General features: G+C 73.2%; 15 protein-coding genes. 8 read left to right on the forward strand and 7 right to left on the reverse strand.

The annotated features are described in order from the left end of the window. Positions 1–150 precede the first annotated feature (150 nt). The gene (locus K4G64_RS33210; protein ID WP_221759638.1) at positions 151–1299 is read left to right on the forward strand and encodes an acyl-CoA dehydrogenase family protein; all 1149 of its coding nucleotides are present in this window, start codon (positions 151–153) and stop codon (positions 1297–1299) included. Next, positions 1299–2348 (forward strand): Zn-dependent alcohol dehydrogenase, encoded by a 1050-nt coding sequence (locus tag K4G64_RS33215; RefSeq protein WP_221759639.1) that lies wholly within the window; start codon positions 1299–1301, stop codon positions 2346–2348. The genes K4G64_RS33210 and K4G64_RS33215 overlap by 1 nt, the downstream gene beginning before the upstream one ends. Here the strand turns inward: K4G64_RS33215 and K4G64_RS33220 are convergent. Beyond that, positions 2338–3351 (reverse strand): GlxA family transcriptional regulator, encoded by a 1014-nt coding sequence (locus K4G64_RS33220; protein WP_221759640.1) that lies wholly within the window; start codon positions 3349–3351, stop codon positions 2338–2340. The genes K4G64_RS33215 and K4G64_RS33220 overlap by 11 nt on opposite strands. A gap of 71 nt (positions 3352–3422) precedes the next feature. On the opposite strand from K4G64_RS33220, the gene K4G64_RS33225 reads away from it, so the two are divergent. Then, the gene (locus tag K4G64_RS33225) at positions 3423–4724 is read left to right on the forward strand and encodes an MFS transporter (RefSeq protein WP_221759641.1); all 1302 of its coding nucleotides are present in this window, start codon (positions 3423–3425) and stop codon (positions 4722–4724) included. A gap of 18 nt (positions 4725–4742) precedes the next feature. Here the strand turns inward: K4G64_RS33225 and K4G64_RS33230 are convergent, their stop codons facing one another. From K4G64_RS33230 to K4G64_RS33250, 5 genes are all read right to left on the reverse strand, one after another. Beyond that, on the reverse strand, positions 4743–5210 hold the full coding sequence (locus K4G64_RS33230; protein ID WP_221759642.1) for a hypothetical protein: 468 nt from the start codon (positions 5208–5210) through the stop codon (positions 4743–4745). 115 nt (positions 5211–5325) lie between these two features. Continuing rightward, positions 5326–5940, reverse strand: coding sequence for a flavin reductase family protein (locus K4G64_RS33235; protein WP_260461320.1), 615 nt, complete (start codon positions 5938–5940; stop codon positions 5326–5328). A 62-nt stretch (positions 5941–6002) separates the two neighbouring features. Further along, positions 6003–6794 (reverse strand): enoyl-CoA hydratase/isomerase family protein, encoded by a 792-nt coding sequence (locus K4G64_RS33240; RefSeq protein ID WP_221759643.1) that lies wholly within the window; start codon positions 6792–6794, stop codon positions 6003–6005. Continuing rightward, positions 6794–9019, reverse strand: a complete 2226-nt coding sequence (locus K4G64_RS33245; protein ID WP_221759644.1) for an acetate--CoA ligase family protein — start codon at positions 9017–9019, stop codon at positions 6794–6796. The genes K4G64_RS33240 and K4G64_RS33245 overlap by 1 nt, the downstream gene beginning before the upstream one ends. A 139-nt stretch (positions 9020–9158) precedes the next feature. After that, on the reverse strand, positions 9159–10388 hold the full coding sequence (locus tag K4G64_RS33250; RefSeq protein ID WP_221759645.1) for an NAD(P)/FAD-dependent oxidoreductase: 1230 nt from the start codon (positions 10386–10388) through the stop codon (positions 9159–9161). A 278-nt stretch (positions 10389–10666) separates the two neighbouring features. On the opposite strand from K4G64_RS33250, the gene K4G64_RS33255 reads away from it, so the two are divergent. From K4G64_RS33255 to K4G64_RS33275, 5 genes are all read left to right on the forward strand, one after another. After that, positions 10667–11119, forward strand: a complete 453-nt coding sequence (locus K4G64_RS33255) for a DoxX family membrane protein (RefSeq protein ID WP_221759646.1) — start codon at positions 10667–10669, stop codon at positions 11117–11119. Next, the gene (locus K4G64_RS33260) at positions 11116–11577 is read left to right on the forward strand and encodes a Zn-ribbon domain-containing OB-fold protein (RefSeq protein WP_221759647.1); all 462 of its coding nucleotides are present in this window, start codon (positions 11116–11118) and stop codon (positions 11575–11577) included. Before K4G64_RS33255 ends, K4G64_RS33260 begins: the two co-directional genes overlap by 4 nt. 72 nt (positions 11578–11649) lie before the next feature. Continuing rightward, positions 11650–12252, forward strand: a complete 603-nt coding sequence (locus K4G64_RS33265) for a GNAT family N-acetyltransferase (RefSeq protein ID WP_221759648.1) — start codon at positions 11650–11652, stop codon at positions 12250–12252. A 116-nt stretch (positions 12253–12368) separates the two neighbouring features. Continuing rightward, positions 12369–12581, forward strand: a complete 213-nt coding sequence (locus tag K4G64_RS33270) for a DUF4287 domain-containing protein (RefSeq protein WP_221759649.1) — start codon at positions 12369–12371, stop codon at positions 12579–12581. A gap of 60 nt (positions 12582–12641) precedes the next feature. Continuing rightward, the gene (locus tag K4G64_RS33275) at positions 12642–13553 is read left to right on the forward strand and encodes a GNAT family N-acetyltransferase (RefSeq protein ID WP_221759650.1); all 912 of its coding nucleotides are present in this window, start codon (positions 12642–12644) and stop codon (positions 13551–13553) included. A gap of 9 nt (positions 13554–13562) precedes the next feature. Here K4G64_RS33275 and K4G64_RS33280 read toward each other — a convergent pair whose 3' ends face one another. Beyond that, the gene (locus K4G64_RS33280; protein ID WP_221759651.1) at positions 13563–14240 is read right to left on the reverse strand and encodes a pyridoxal 5'-phosphate synthase; all 678 of its coding nucleotides are present in this window, start codon (positions 14238–14240) and stop codon (positions 13563–13565) included. Between the last annotated feature and the right edge of the window lie 169 nt (positions 14241–14409).

Consider the following 14409-nt stretch of genomic DNA (forward strand, 5'->3'; position numbering starts at 1 on the left):
GGGGAACGGCCGAATGCCCAGTAGCTCGGGAGGCGGGGGTTGTCCGGCGGGTGCGGGTCTCGTCGTGGCTTGTCGCGCAGTTCCCCGCGCCCCTGGGGAGTTGCCCCCACTGCCCGTGTGAGGGACCTGGCCAACCTAAGGCGGTCGAGCATGGAGTTCGGGTTCGGGCAAGAGGATGAGGACTTTCGCGCCGAGGTGCGCGACTGGCTGACGGCGCATGCCAGGGACGCTCAGGACCGACGCACGTGGGAACACACCCTCGGCGCAGCCGGATGGATCGGGCTCGGTTGGGGCGAGGACGGCTACGGCAATCGCCGGGCCACCCTCACCCAGCAGGTCGTCTGGGCCGAGGAGTACGCGCGGTCCGGGGCGCCCGCGCGGTCCGGGCACATCGGGGAGAACCTGCTCGCGCCCACGCTCCTCGCCCACGGCACCGACGAGCAGAAGGCGCGGTTCCTGCCGCCGATCGCCGCCGGTGCGGAACTCTGGTGCCAGGGCTACAGCGAGCCCGGCGCCGGATCGGACCTGGCCGGTGTCCGTACCGCGGCCGTGCGCGAGCCGGACGGCCGGACGTACCGGGTGACCGGGCAGAAGATCTGGACGTCGCTCGCCCGCGAGGCCGACTGGTGTTTCGTGCTGGCCAGGACCGAGCCCGGCTCGGTACGGCACCACGGGCTGACCTTCCTGCTCGTCCCCATGGACCAGCCCGGCCGGATCGAGGTCCGCCCCATCCGCCAGATGACCGGCACCAGCGACTTCAACGAGGTGTTCTTCGACGGCGCGCACGCCGAGCACGTCGTCGGCGGGGAGGGCGACGGGTGGCGCGTCGCCATGAGCCTGCTCGGCTTCGAGCGCGGGGTGTCCACCCTTGCCCAGCAGATCGGGTTCGCCGAGGAACTGGACGCTGTGGTGCGGGCCGCCGTGGAGTCGGGAGCGGTGCGGGATCCCGTCGTACGGGAGCGGCTCGTGCGGCAGTGGGCGGAACTGCGGACGATGCGCTGGAACGCCCTGCGCACACTGGGGGGTTGTGGAGACCCGGGTGCCCCGAGCGTGGCCAAGCTGCTGTGGGCCGGCTGGCACCAGCGGCTCGGGGAGCTGGCGGTGCTGGTGCGGGGCGCGGCGGCCGGAGTGGGTCCCGCCGACTGGTCGGCGTCGGCGCCGTACGAACTGGACGCCGCGCAGCACCTGTTCCTCTTCTCACGGGCCGACACGATCTACGGAGGCTCCGACCAGATCCAGCGCACGATCATCGCCGAGCGTGTGCTCGGTCTGCCCAGGGAGCCCAAGGGGGCCGTGTGATGCGAGGCGTGATCTTCGACGGGAAGCAGGTCCGGGTCGTGACGGACCTGGAGGTGCGCGAGCCCGGGCCGGGTGAGGTACGGGTGGCGATCTCGGCGGCCGGGCTGTGTCACAGCGATCTGTCGGTGGTGGACGGGACCATCCCCTTCCCGGTGCCCGTGGTGCTGGGCCATGAGGGGGCCGGGGTCGTGGAGGCGGTGGGTGAGGGCGTCACCCATGTCGCGCCCGGTGACCCTGTGGCCCTGTCCACCCTGGCGAACTGCGGCACGTGCGCGGAGTGCGACCGGGGCCGGCCGACCATGTGCCGGCAGGCCATCGGACGCCCGGGCCGGCCCTTCGGCCACGAGGGCTCGCCGGTGCACCAGTTCGCGTCCAACTCGGCGTTCGCCGAGCGCACCGTCGTCAAGGCCGTCCAGGCGGTCCGGATCCCCGACGACATCCCGATGACCTCGGCCGCGCTCATCGGATGCGGCGTGCTGACCGGGGTGGGCGCCGTACTGAACCGGGCGCGGGTGGACCGGGGCGACAGCGTCCTGGTCATCGGGGCGGGCGGCATCGGCCTGAACGTGCTCCAGGGGGCGCGGCTCGCGGGCGCCGGACGGATCGTGGCCGTCGACGCCAACCCGGCGAAGGAGGAGGCGGCGCGGCGGTTCGGTGCGACCGACTTCCTCACCTCGGCCGGGGGCCTGCGCGACCTGCTGCCCACGGGCGTGGACCACGCCTTCGAGTGCGTCGGCCGCGTGGAGCTGATCCGGCAGGCGATCGACGCGCTGGACCGGCACGGCCAGGCGATCCTGCTCGGGGTCCCGCCCGCCACGGCCGAGGCGTCCTTCCGCGTCTCCTCGATGTACCTCGACAAGTCCATCCTGGGCTGCCGCTACGGCTCCTCCCGCCCCCAGCGGGACATCGCCCTGTACGCCGGGCTGTACCGCCAGGGGCGCCTCCTGCTCGACGAACTGGTCACCCGGATTTACCCGGTCGAGGACTTCGAGGAGGCGGCGGCCGACGCGGAGGCGGGACGGGTGGCGCGGGCGGTGCTCACTTTCTGACGGCGGCCGCGGTGTCGTTCTCCGCCCGGAACGTGCGCCGGTAGGCGGTGGGTGTGACACCGAGGGCCGACTGGAGGTGCTGGCGCATCGACTGGGCCGTGCCGAAGCCCGCGTCCCGGGCCACCTGGTCGACGGAGCGGTCGGTGGACTCCAGCAGGTGGCGGGCCCGCTCCACGCGCTGCTGGGTGAGCCACTGGCCGGGGCTGACGCCGGTCTCCTCGCGGAAGCGGCGGGTGAAGGTGCGCACCGACATGGACTCCTGGGCGGCCATGTCGCGCAGCTGGATCGGCTCGTGGAGACGGCCCAGGGCCCAGGCGCGGGCCGACGTCGTGGTCGCCTGCTGCGGGTCGGGCACCGGCCGGTGGATGTACTGCGCCTGACCGCCGTCGCGGTGCGGCGGTACGACCGTGCGGCGGGCCACCTCGTTGGCGACCGCCGTGCCGTGGTCGCGGCGCACCATGTGCAGGCACAGGTCGATGCCGGCCGCGACGCCGGCGGAGGTCAGGACGTCGCCGTCGTCGATGAACAGGACGTCCGGGTCGACCTCGATCCGGGGGAACAGCCGCTGGAGACGGTCGGCGTCGGCCCAGTGCGTGGTGGCGGGCCGGCCGTCGAGGAGACCGGCGGCGGCGAGGACGTAGACGCCGGTGCAGATGGAGGCGAGCCGGGTGCCCGGGCGGATGTGGGCGAGGGCGGCGGCCAGTTCGGCGGTGAGCACGCCCTGCTCGAAGACCGGGCCGAGTTCGTACGACGCCGGGACGATCACGGTGTCGGCCGTGGCCAGGGCATCCGGGCCGTGCTCGACCTGGACGGCGAAGTCGGCGTCGGTCCGCACCGGGCCCGGCGGGCGGATCGAGCAGGTGACGACCTCGTACAGCAGGCGTCCCCGGGCGTCACGGGGGCGGCCGAAGATGCGGTGCGGGATGCCCAGCTCGAACGGGAGCAGGCCGTCGAGGGCGAGGACGACGACCCGGTGCGGGCGGAACTCCGGCTCACGGCTCATGGCCCGATCCTAACGAATGCTGTCCTTCGGGCCACTCGATGGAGTGCGCCGCAGATCGGAAGCTCTATGTCGTGACCCAGACAACCGAAGCAGCGGCCGTCCAGCAGCCACCGAAGCCGACCCGTGTGCGGGTGCACCGCGCCTGGTTCGTCGCCGCCGTCACCTTCGTGACGATCATCGGTGCCGCCGCCTTCCGGTCGGTGCCGGGCCTGCTCATCGATCCGTTGCACGACGAATTCGACTGGTCGCGCGGCACGATCGGCGCCGCCGTCTCGGTGAACCTGGCGCTCTACGGTCTGACCGCCCCGTTCGCGGCGGCCCTGATGGACCGCTTCGGCATCCGCCGGGTCGTCGCGGTCGCCCTGACCGTGATCGCGGCCGGTTCCTGGCTCACCGTGTGGATGACCGCGGCCTGGCAGCTGATGCTGTGCTGGGGGCTGCTCGTCGGGCTCGGTTCCGGCTCCATGGCGCTGGCCTTCGCCGCGACCGTCACCAACCGCTGGTTCACCGCACGGCGCGGCCTGGTCAGCGGCATCCTCACCGCCGCCTCGGCCTCCGGCCAGCTGATCTTCCTGCCTCTGCTGTCCTGGATCATCGACCGGTACGACTGGCGTCCGGCGGCCGTGACGGTCGCGCTCGCCGCGCTCGCGGTCGTGCCCTTCGTGTGGCTCCTGCTGCACGACCACCCGGCCGACGTGGGTCAGAAGCCGTACGGCGCCGCCGAGTTCGTGCCGAAGCCGCCGCCCGTCCCCGGCGCCGCCCGCCGGGCCGTGACCGTGCTGCTGTCCGCCGTGCGCACCGGGCCGTTCTGGCTGCTCGCCGGCACCTTCGCGATCTGCGGCGCCTCCACCAACGGCCTGATCCAGACCCACTTCATCCCCGCGGCCCACGACCACCACATGCCCGTCCAGGCCGCCGCCTCCCTGCTCGCGGTCATCGGCGTCTTCGACGTCGTCGGCACGATCGCCTCCGGCTGGTTCACCGACCGCTTCGAGCCGCGCCGCCTGCTGGCGGTGTACTACGCGCTGCGGGGCGTGTCCCTGATGTTCCTGCCGCTCCTGCTCGGCCCCGCGGCCCACCCGCCGATGATCTTCTTCATCGTCTTCTACGGCCTCGACTGGGTCGCCACCGTCCCACCCACCCTCGCCCTGTGCCGCGAGCAGTACGGCGAGGACAGCGCGATCGTCTTCGGCTGGGTCCTCGCCTCCCACCAGGTCGGGGCGGCCCTCGTCGCCTTCCTGGGCGGTGTCGCACGGGACGCCTTCGGGTCGTACGACGTGGTCTGGTACGCCTCCGGGGCGCTGTGCGCGGCGGCGGCGCTGATGGCGCTGGTGATCCGGCGGAGGGTGGCGAACGAGGTGGCGGTGGCCTGACCGGGCGGTCCCGGAAGTTCAGCCCCCGGCCTGCCGCCCGAGGCTCTCCCGGGCGGTGTTGCGGATCCGCTTCGTCCGGCCGCTCTCGGCGAGGAGCGCGAGGGCCTCGGGGTTCGTTCCGTCGGCGGCCTTCAACTGGAACCAGTCGGAGGCCGCGAGCAGATCGTCCCGGTGCCACGGCAGCCGAAGCGCGACCGCCCGGAACAGGGCCCACTCCTCAAGTCGCCGGACCAGGAAGGGGTGGCCGGTCACCACCCGGGCCGTGCCCTCGGCCCACTCCTCCCAGACGGGCTCGGGGCACAGCTCGGCGGCCCGGCGGTCGAGGTGCCGCACCACGGCCGCCCGGGCCATCACGGGATCCGGGTCGGCGAGAACACCGCCGACCAGCTCGATCTCGTCGGCGTCGGCGACCTGCTCCAGCTCGGTCAAGTAGCGGGCGAAGCGGGCGTGCTCGGCCGGTTCCCCGGCGCTGTCGTCTGCGTGCATGTGACGGTGACTGTGCCTTCCCGGCGGGGCCGTGTCCTGCCCATGATCGTCACATCGGGCCCGCAGGACACCCGCTTTCGCGGCGTCGGGGCCGGACCGCCGGGGCGGGCTACGGCTACGGCGGCGCCAGCCGGGCGAAACGCCCCCGGTGGAAGAGGAGCGGGCCGTCGGCGTCCTCCGCGCCGAGGGCGTTCACCCGGCCCACCACGATGAGGTGGTCGCCGCCGGTGTGCACGGCGTGGATCGCGCAGTCGATCCACGCCACGGCGCCCGTCAGACGCGGCGAGCCCGACACCGGCGCCGCGTCGTACGCCACGCCGGCGAACTTGTCCGCGCCGCTCACCGCGAAGGCGCGGCACAACTCGCCCTGGCCGGAGCCCAGGACGTTCACACAGAACACCCCGGCGCGGGCGATCCGCGGCCAGGTCGTCGAGGTCCGGCCGACCATGAAGGCGACCAGAGGAGGGTCGAGGGAGAGGGAGCTGAAGGACTGGCAGGCGAAGCCGGCGGGGGAGCCGTCGCCGATGGCCGGGGGTGCCGTGATCACGGCCACGCCCGTGGCGAAGTTCCCGAGGACCCGGCGGAACTCCCGGGCGTCGAGCGGAGCGCGTTCGTCGGCGCCGACGCACCTTAACTCGGGGCGAGGCAGCGCGTCGACGGGCTCGGGGGCGGTGGCGCGGACCGACCTGAGGTAGCGGACGGCGGCTTCCGCCATCCCTGCTTGTCCCATCACATCCGGCATTGAAACTGACGCGGCGTCAGATGGGAAGGGCTCTGAGGGAGTGGGAAGGGTCAGTGGCCCCGGTACTCCGGGGTCCGCCGTTCCACGAAGCTCCGCAGGCCCTCCCGCGCGTCCGCCGTCGTCATGTTGATCTCCTGTGCGGCGGCCTCGGCGGCGAAGGCGGCGGCGCGGTCGGTGTCGAGGGAGGCGTTGACGAGCTGCTTGGTCAGGGCGAGGGCACGGGTCGGGCCGGAAGCGAGACGCTCGGCCCAGGCGCGCGCCGTCTTCTCCAGCTCCTCGTCACGGACGACCCGGTTGACCAGCCCGAGGCGTTCGGCGTCCGCCGCGCCGAGCGCGTCACCGAAGAACATCAGCTCCTTCGCGCGTTGCGGGCCCACGAGCCGCGGGAGGAGGTAGGCACCGCCCCCGTCGGGGACCAGTCCGCGCCGTACGAACACCTCGAAGAACCGGGCCGATTCGGCGGCGAGGACCAGATCGCAGGCGAACGCCAGATGTGCGCCGAGCCCGGCCGCCGTGCCGTTCACGGCCGCGATCACCGGCTTCTCGCAGTCGAGCACGGCGGCGATCAGCCGCTGGGCGCCGGTGCGCAGGGTGCGGGCGACATCGCCCGCGAGGCGTTCGCCGGGCGTGCCGGCGGCCCGGAGGTCCGCCCCGGCGCAGAAGCCGCGGCCCGTCCCCGTGATCACCACGGCCCGCACCTCCGCCGCGGCGGACGCCTCCGACAGCAGCCCGATGATGTCCTCGCGCTGCCCGGGCGTGAGGGCGTTGAGGCTCTCGGGCCGGTTGAGCGTGACGGTCAGGACGTGGTCGCCGGTCGTGTGCAGCACCGCGGCCCCGGTCATCAGCGGCACACCGCCAGCGCGTCCAGCGCCACGGCGCCCTGCCCCTGCGGCAGCACCATCAGCGGGTTGACGTCCAGCTCCGCGAGCTGGTCCCCGAGTTCCAGGGCCATGCGCTGCACCCGCAGGACGACCTCGACCAGCGCGTCCAGATCCGCCGCCGGCCGCCCCCGCACCCCGTCGAGCAGGGCCCGCCCGCGCAGCCCGGCGAGCATGTCCCGCGCCTGCTCCTCCCCGAAGGGCGGCACCCCTACGGCCGTGTCGCGCAGCACCTCCACGAGCACGCCGCCGAGCCCGACGGTCACGGTCGGGCCGAACAGGTCGTCGTGGGCGACACCGACGACCATCTCCACGCCCTGCTCCACCATCTGGCAGACCAGGACGCCGTCCAGGGCGACGTCCTCGTAACGGGCGATGTCGGTCAGCTCGCGGTAGGCGTCGCGGACCTGGCTGGCCGAGGTCAGCCCGATCTTCACCAGGCCCAGTTCGGTCTTGTGCGCGATCCGGGCGCCGGAGGCCTTCATCACCACCGGGTAGCCCACGAGCCCGGCCGCGCGGACGGCCGCCGCCGCGCTGGTCACCAACTGCTCGCGCGGTACGCGGATGCCGTACGCCCGCAGCAGCTGCTTCGCCGCGTGCTCGCTCAGCTGCCGGCCGGGCTGCATCAGGGCCTGCGCCTTGCGGTAGGACGGCGAGGGGGTGCGCGGGGCCTCGTCGAAGGGGGAGCGGTAGGCGGCGGTGAAGCGGTGGTGGGCGAGGTGGGCGCGGACGGCGGTGAGGCAGTTGCCGACCGTGCGGAAGGTGGCCACGCGGGAGGAGCCGAGCAGGACCTCGCGGTAGGCGGGCTCGGTGCCGACCGGTGAACCCCACACCACGCAGACCAGCTTGTCGGTCTGCTCGGCCGCGTCCACCAGGTCCCGGACGAGCCGGTCGCTGAGCGGGGGGAACGGCCCGGTGACCGGGCAGATCAGCACGCCCACCTCCGGGTCGTCGAGGATCGCGTCGATGATCTTCCGGCCGCGCTCGTCCCCGACCGGGTGCCCGCCGTTGTCGACCGGGTTGGCGACGCTCAGGTACTCGGGTATCCATTGGTGCAGCTCGGCCTGCTTGGCCTCGGACAGCACCGGCAGGTGCAGGCCCGCGGCGGTCGCCAGGTCCGCCGCGTGCGCGCCCGTGCCGCCGGAGATGGAGTAGACGACGACGCCGTCGGCGCGCGGCGGGCGGGCCCGGGCCAACAGGGTGGCGGTGTCCTGGAGTTCGTCGAGCCCGTCGACCCGGATCACGCCGTACTGGCGCAGCGCCGCGTCCACCACGGCGTCCGCGCCGGTCAGTTTGCCGGTGTGGGAGGCGGCCGTGCGGGCGCCGGTCTCGGTACGTCCCACCTTGACGGCGACCACCGGCACACCCCGCCGGGCGGCCCGGTCGGCGGCGAGCAGGAAGGAACGGCCGTCCTTCAGCCCTTCGAGGTAGCAGGCGATGGCGCCGACCTCGGGCTGCTCGGCGAAGTAGGAGAGGAAGTCCGCGCTCTCCAGGTCGGCCTCGTTGCCGGTGGGGGCCCAATGGGAGAGGCGGATGCCGAGTTCCTGCAGCGCGAAGACGGGGCGGCCCTGGTGGCCGGACTGGGTGATGAGCGCGATCGCCGGCCCGGCCAGGTCGTCGCGGAACCGCTCGAAGGCGTTGAGGTTGGTGTTGGGCCCGAGCAGCCGTAGCCCTGACTGCTCCACGGCGGCGGCCAGCCGCCGCTGGGCGGCCTCGCCCTCCGGCCCGGTCTCCGCGAACCCGGACGCGAAGACGACCGCGAACCGCGCCTTGGCCTCGGCCAGTTCCTCGATCACCGGGACGGGGTCGCCGACCAGCACCACGGCCAGGTCGACCTGCTCGGGCAGCCCGGAAACGGAAGGGAAGCAGGGGATGCCGAACACCGACGGCCGGTCCGGATGGACCGGGTACAGCGTGGCGCCGACCCGCTCGGCCCAGTCGGCCAGTTGCCGTGTGATGCCGGTGTTCGGGCGGCCCTCGGCGTCCGAGGCGCCGACCACGGCGACGGATCGGGGGCGGAAGAAGCGGTCCAGATCGGGTACGCCGGAGTGCAGCGGCCGACCGCTGACGTCCAGGTCGCCCGCCTGGGCGGGCCTGCCGTGCACGGCAGGCCGGGACCGCTCGCCACAGGCGATGGCCCGGGCCCGGCGGGAGTCGGTGGTGAGGGTGCCGTGGGTCGATCCAAGCATCGTTTCCGCCCGCTCCTGTGAGACAGCCGCTAACTGACGCTCTGTCAGATTACTGAACTGATGCGACGTCAGGAACGGTGTGGGCGGGTGAAGTTGTCGAGTGGACCGACGCGGGTCGTCTCGCCGTCAGGGCGGGGGCTCAGCCCGGCAGGCGGGACACGCTCCCCGGGCCGCCACCCGAGCCGCTCCCCGACCCGCTCTTCGCGACGGCCTTCGCGATCTTCACCGCGTCGAGCGCCATCTCGCGGAGATTGCCGCTGATCGGGTTGGTGAAGCCGGTGAAGTACAGGCCGGGAGCGGTCTTCGGGGTGCGGGGGCCGTGGGCGACGGGCCTGCCGCGCTCGTCGAGGACGTCGAGGTGCCCGACCAGGTCCTCCAGGGCGCGGACGTACCCCGTGGCGGCGATCACCACGTCCGGGGAGATCCGGGTGCCGTCGGCGAGGGCGATCTTGCCACCGTCCTCGAAGCCCTCCACGGCCGCCACGATCTCCACCCTGCCCTTGCGCACGGCGTCGATCAGGCCGACGTCCTGCACCGGGATGGCCCCCTGCTTCACGCGCGTGTACAGCCCGGTGTCGGGACGCGGCAGTCCATGGGCGGACAGGTCGGGCACGGCGACCCTGGCCTGCAGCCGGGAGATCCGGTCGACCAGGCCGACGGGCAGCCGGCGGACCAGGACACCGCTGTACTGGGCGGCCCAGCCGGCGGTCGAACGGCGCACGATGTGGGGGACGGTGCGCACGGCGAGCCGGACCCGCGAGGCGCCGCTCTCCACCAGGTCGACGGCGATCTCGGCGCCGGTGTTGCCGACGCCGACGACGAGTACGTCCCGGCCGGCGTAGGGCGTGCCGCTGCGGTACTCGCCGGCGTGCAGGAGCTCGCCCGTGAACCCGGCGCGGCCGGGCCAGTCCGGCAGGCGCGGGGTGTGGTTGTAGCCGGTGGCGACGACCACCGCCGCGCCGGTCAGCTCCCGGCCGCCGGTGGCGTGCAGCAGCCAGCCCGTTCCGTCGGGGGTGCGCTCGACGCGGGACACCTCGACGCCGGTGACGATCTCCAGGCGGTGGTGCTCGGCGTACTTCTCCAGGTACCGCACCACGTTGTCCCGGGACACCCACCGCCCGAACCGGCGCGGCATCGGCAGCCCGGGCAGGGCCGAGAGGCGGCGGGTGGTGTGCAGGTGCAGCCGGTCGTAGTGGCGGCGCCAGGACGCCCCGACTTGGTCGGACTTCTCCAGGACGACGGCCCGTATGCCCCGGGCCCGCAGTGCGTACGCCGCGGAGAGCCCGCCGGGGCCGCCGCCGATGACGTAGACGGGGCGGTCGGGTGGGGGCTGTGCGGAGGTGTGTGTGGGGGGTGTGGAGTCGGCCATGAGCGCGAGCGTAATCACGGGACCGCTTGATGGGTCTCGGTCAAGACCGGAATTGGTTTCGGATTGATCACGCTTGCGGGAGGAGCGAGTGGGGCTCGTGGCGTAGCGGGCCTGGTTGTGGCGGGGCGGTGATCGTTCCTAGTCGAAGGCCTCGAAGGCCTCGAAGGCCTCGAAGGCCTCGAACGCCTCGAAGGTCGGGGGTGGTCCCTGCCCGGAGTCCGGAGTGGGCCGCCCGCCGGCTCTTGCGCATCCGCCGATCTGACGTACCGTCAGATTGCATGGACACGATCTGGCTCACCGGGGCGCAATGGCTGGCCGTGCTGCGGATCGGGCTCGGGCTGTGGTGGCTGGAGAGCTGGCGGCACAAGGACCGCAAGGCCTGGTTCGAGCGGGGCACCGGCATCACGTGGGCGGCCTCCATAGCCGCCGAGCACCGCTGGAACGCCGTCCGCTCGGGCTTCGAGAAGGCCGTCGCGCCGCACCCGCGCGTGATGGCGTACGTCGTCGTCTACGCGGAACTGGCGCTCGGACTGGGGCTGATCACCGGCTTCCTCACCCCGATCGCCCTGGTCGGCGGGCTCCTCCTCAACGCGCTGTACTTCACGCTCATGGTGCACGACGTCGCCGAGCAGGGGCAGAACTCGATGATGGCGCTGATGTCGGTGGTCGGGCTGTTCGGGATGTCCTGGCAGGCGTGGTCGCTGGACAGCGCGTTCGGGCTGTTCCTGTGACCGGCCACCGCTTCGACCTGCCCGAGCCCGACGCCTTCACGCGGACGTACTGGGACGCCGCCGCCGAGGGCCGGCTGCTGATCCGCCGCTGCGGGGACTGCGGCCGGGCCCACCACTACCCGCGCGAGTTCTGCCCCCACTGCTGGAGCGAGGACGTCACGTGGGAGACGGCGAGCGGCCGCGCCACGCTCTACACCTGGTCCGTCGTCCACCGCAACGACCTGCCGCCGTTCTCGGCCCGCGTCCCCTATGTCGCCGCCGTGGTCGAACTCGCCGAGGGGCCGCGGATGATGACGGAGATCGTGGGGGCGGGCGAGCCATCGGCGTCCCGAGCGAGCGAGGAGGCGGCCCTGTCGGCCGGGGCGGATCTGGTGGTGGCGTTCCGGGAGGGGGTGCCGGTGTTCACGAAGGCGCCGGTGTTCACGAGGGCGCCGGTGCTCCCAGGGGCTTCGGTGTAACGCCTCACTTCTTGCCCTCTCCTTGGCCCACAGGCGGCCCGTGTTCGGGAACCACGGGTTTGAATGGGACCCATGGCCCCCATACGTGACCAGTCCATGACCGGCCCCCACCCGGATCTCCACGGCCACGGCCTCCGCCTGCGTCCCTGGGACGCAGGATCCGGTGCCGACGTCGACACGTGGCTGCGGGGGCTGCGCGATCCGGAGTTCAGGCGCTGGAACACCCCGCTGCGGCCGGTCACCGACCGGGCGAGCGCGCGGGAGTCGCTGCTGGCGCGGGCGCAGAGTGCCCTGGAGGGGGCGTCGGTGTCGTTCCGGGTCGCGGACGCCCGCACCGACGCGCCGCTGGGGCACATCGGGGTCAACGAGATCAAGTACCACCTGAAGGTCGCCCGGGTCGGCTACTGGGTCCTGCCCGAGGCCCGCGGCCAGGGCGTCGCCACCCGGGCCCTGCTGCTCACCGCCCACTGGGCGCTGACGGAACTCGGGATCCACCGGCTGGAGCTGGACCACGCGGTCGGTCACGACGCGTCGTGCCGGATCGCCGAGAGGTGCGGTTTCTCGTACGAGGGCACCCTGCGCGGTGCGATCTTCCAGGAGGAGCGGCACGACGCGTTCCGGGACGCCCATCTGCACGCCCGCCTGGCCACGGACCGGGAGCCGGCGGACCCGTGAGGGGCGGAACTCGTCGTGTGACGCGAGTCACGTCGGCCGGGCGATCAGTTCGCCGAGCCGCGCCGGTCATACCCCCGACCGCACCGCATCGCCGAGAAGTGAAGGGACCGGCCGAGATGACCGCACCCGTGAAGGGCCCCGCCGCTTACTTCCCCTCCATCGTGAAGAAGTACGGCCGACCGATCGCCAACTGGCAGGAGCTCATCCGCTCCTCGCCGCTGACCCGGCACCTGGAGCTCGTCAACTGGCTCAAGACCGAACACGGCCTGGGCCACGGCCACGCCAACGCACTGGTGGCGCACACGCTCGCGGAAGACAGCGGCAGGTGAGAGACGGGCGGCCGCCGAAAATCGGGGGTGCCCGGGCGGCGGCACACGGCACCATGAAGCATGGACACCGGAACCGGAATTGATCCCGATACCGATATCGATACCGACCCCCGTCCCGCTGCGGACGGCTGGCATCTCACCCACGACCTCGACGAGTTCCTGACCCGCGCGGGCGCCTTCCTCCGCTCCCGGCCGGCGCTGCACACCGTGCCGCTGACGGTGACGGAGACACTGCGGACCCACGGCCGGTCGGTGTACGGCGACGGAGAACCGGAGTTCGGCGTACTTCAACGGGCGGGAGAGGTCCGGGCGGCCTTCTTCCGCACCCCGCCGCACTGGCTGAACCTCACCGCCGTCACCCCCGAGGACGCCGACGTCCTCGCCGCGCGCTTGGCCGCCCTCGGCCGCCGTCTGCCCGGGGTGAACGCGGAGTGCGACACCGCGGCCGCCTTCGCCGGGGCCTGGCGGCGGCACACGGGCGCCCCGGCCGTCCTCCGCCAGCGCCAGCGGCTCTACCGGCTCGGCACCCTGACCGAGCCGGGGCCCCTTCCGCCCGGCGGTCCCCGGATCGCCGTCGAGGCGGACCGCGAGCTTCTCCGGCGGTGGCACGACGAGTTCAGCGATTCCGTCGGCCTGGGCACCGTCCGCGACTCCGCCGAGTGGGCGGACGCCCGTATCGCCAGCGGCGGCATCACCTTGTGGGAGACCCCCGACGGCACACCGGTCGCCATGGCCGGCACCGGCCCCCAAGTCGCCGGCCAGGTCCGTGTCGCCTCCGTCTACACCCCGCCCCACTTCCGCCGCCGCGGCTACGCGGGCGCCGCGACGGCCGAGGTCAGCCGCGCCGCCCTGGCCTCCGGTGCGGCCGAGGTCCTCCTCTTCACCGACCTGGACAACCCCACCAGCAACGGCCTCTACCAGCGCATCGGCTACCGGCCGGTGGCGGACTTCGACGTGCACGACTTCACGTAGCGGAAGCCCTCACGGCCACAGCAGCTCCCGCGACCACTCCTGCCCGTCCTGCTGCCCGTCCCGCCGGTAGCGGAGCCGGACGTGGCGCCGTCGCTCGTCCCCCTGGAAGAACTCGACCTCCTCGGCCCGCAGCCGGTACAGCGTCCAGGACGGCACCGGCGCCTCCGGCTCCCGCGACGCCCGTTCCCACGCGGACTCCGAGGCGTGGGCCAGGTCGTCCAGGGACGGCAGGACCTCACTCTGCCGCCCGGTCAGTGCCGCCGCCAGCGCGCCCGTCGAGCGGGCGTGCAGATCGCCCTGGGCGTCCTCGGAGGGCGCCGCCGTCACCGGGCCGCGCACCCGGACCTGGCGGCCCAGCACCGGCCAGTAGAAGCAGAGCGCGGCATACGGGCGGCCGGCGAGGTGCCGCCCCTTGCGGCTGCCGGCGTGCGACGCGAAGGACCAGCCGTCGGCGTCCGCGCCGTGCAGCATCACGATCCGCACGTCGGGCAGGCCCGACTCGTCCGAGGTCGCCAGCGACATGGTGTGCGGCTCGGTCTGGCCGGCCGCCACCGCCGCCGCGAGCCACTCGGCGAACAGGGGCAGGGGAGCGGCCGGGGCGGTGTCCGGCTCGAAGGAGGGCAGGTCCGTGACCTTCGGGTCCCACACCCGCAGTGACCTCAGCAGCTCGTGAAGATCGGTTGCCATGCCCCGATTGTGTCCGGTCCCGCCCGGCGACGGGGAACGCGGGCTTCCCCGGCCCGTCGTTCCCGGGCTTCCCCGGCCCGTTGCTCCCGGGGTTCCCCGGCCGGGCGGGACCGGACACAATCGGGGCATGGCAACCGATCTTCACGAGCTGCTGAGGTCACTGCGGGTG

Origin of the sequence: Streptomyces sp. WAC04114, from assembly GCF_019733245.1 — a bacterium.
GTDB classification, from domain to species: domain Bacteria; phylum Actinomycetota; class Actinomycetes; order Streptomycetales; family Streptomycetaceae; genus Streptomyces; species Streptomyces massasporeus_A.

What these genes read in the sequence shown, in the direction of transcription:
- K4G64_RS33210 (WP_221759638.1), top strand. Translation starts at nt 151, where the DNA reads ATGGAGTTCGGGTTCGGGCAAGAGGATGAGGACTTTCGCGCCGAGGTG.
- K4G64_RS33235 (WP_260461320.1), bottom strand. Translation starts at nt 5,940, where the DNA reads ATGGGACAAGCAGGGATGGCGGAAGCCGCCGTCCGCTACCTCAGGTCG.
- K4G64_RS33230 (WP_221759642.1), bottom strand. Translation starts at nt 5,210, where the DNA reads ATGCACGCAGACGACAGCGCCGGGGAACCGGCCGAGCACGCCCGCTTC.
- K4G64_RS33265 (WP_221759648.1), top strand. Translation starts at nt 11,650, where the DNA reads ATGGCCCCCATACGTGACCAGTCCATGACCGGCCCCCACCCGGATCTC.
- K4G64_RS33240 (WP_221759643.1), bottom strand. Translation starts at nt 6,794, where the DNA reads ATGACCGGGGCCGCGGTGCTGCACACGACCGGCGACCACGTCCTGACC.
- K4G64_RS33250 (WP_221759645.1), bottom strand. Translation starts at nt 10,388, where the DNA reads ATGGCCGACTCCACACCCCCCACACACACCTCCGCACAGCCCCCACCC.
- K4G64_RS33245 (WP_221759644.1), bottom strand. Translation starts at nt 9,019, where the DNA reads ATGCTTGGATCGACCCACGGCACCCTCACCACCGACTCCCGCCGGGCC.
- K4G64_RS33215 (WP_221759639.1), top strand. Translation starts at nt 1,299, where the DNA reads ATGCGAGGCGTGATCTTCGACGGGAAGCAGGTCCGGGTCGTGACGGAC.
- K4G64_RS33280 (WP_221759651.1), bottom strand. Translation starts at nt 14,240, where the DNA reads ATGGCAACCGATCTTCACGAGCTGCTGAGGTCACTGCGGGTGTGGGAC.
- K4G64_RS33220 (WP_221759640.1), bottom strand. Translation starts at nt 3,351, where the DNA reads ATGAGCCGTGAGCCGGAGTTCCGCCCGCACCGGGTCGTCGTCCTCGCC.
- K4G64_RS33275 (WP_221759650.1), top strand. Translation starts at nt 12,642, where the DNA reads ATGGACACCGGAACCGGAATTGATCCCGATACCGATATCGATACCGAC.
- K4G64_RS33270 (WP_221759649.1), top strand. Translation starts at nt 12,369, where the DNA reads ATGACCGCACCCGTGAAGGGCCCCGCCGCTTACTTCCCCTCCATCGTG.
- K4G64_RS33255 (WP_221759646.1), top strand. Translation starts at nt 10,667, where the DNA reads ATGGACACGATCTGGCTCACCGGGGCGCAATGGCTGGCCGTGCTGCGG.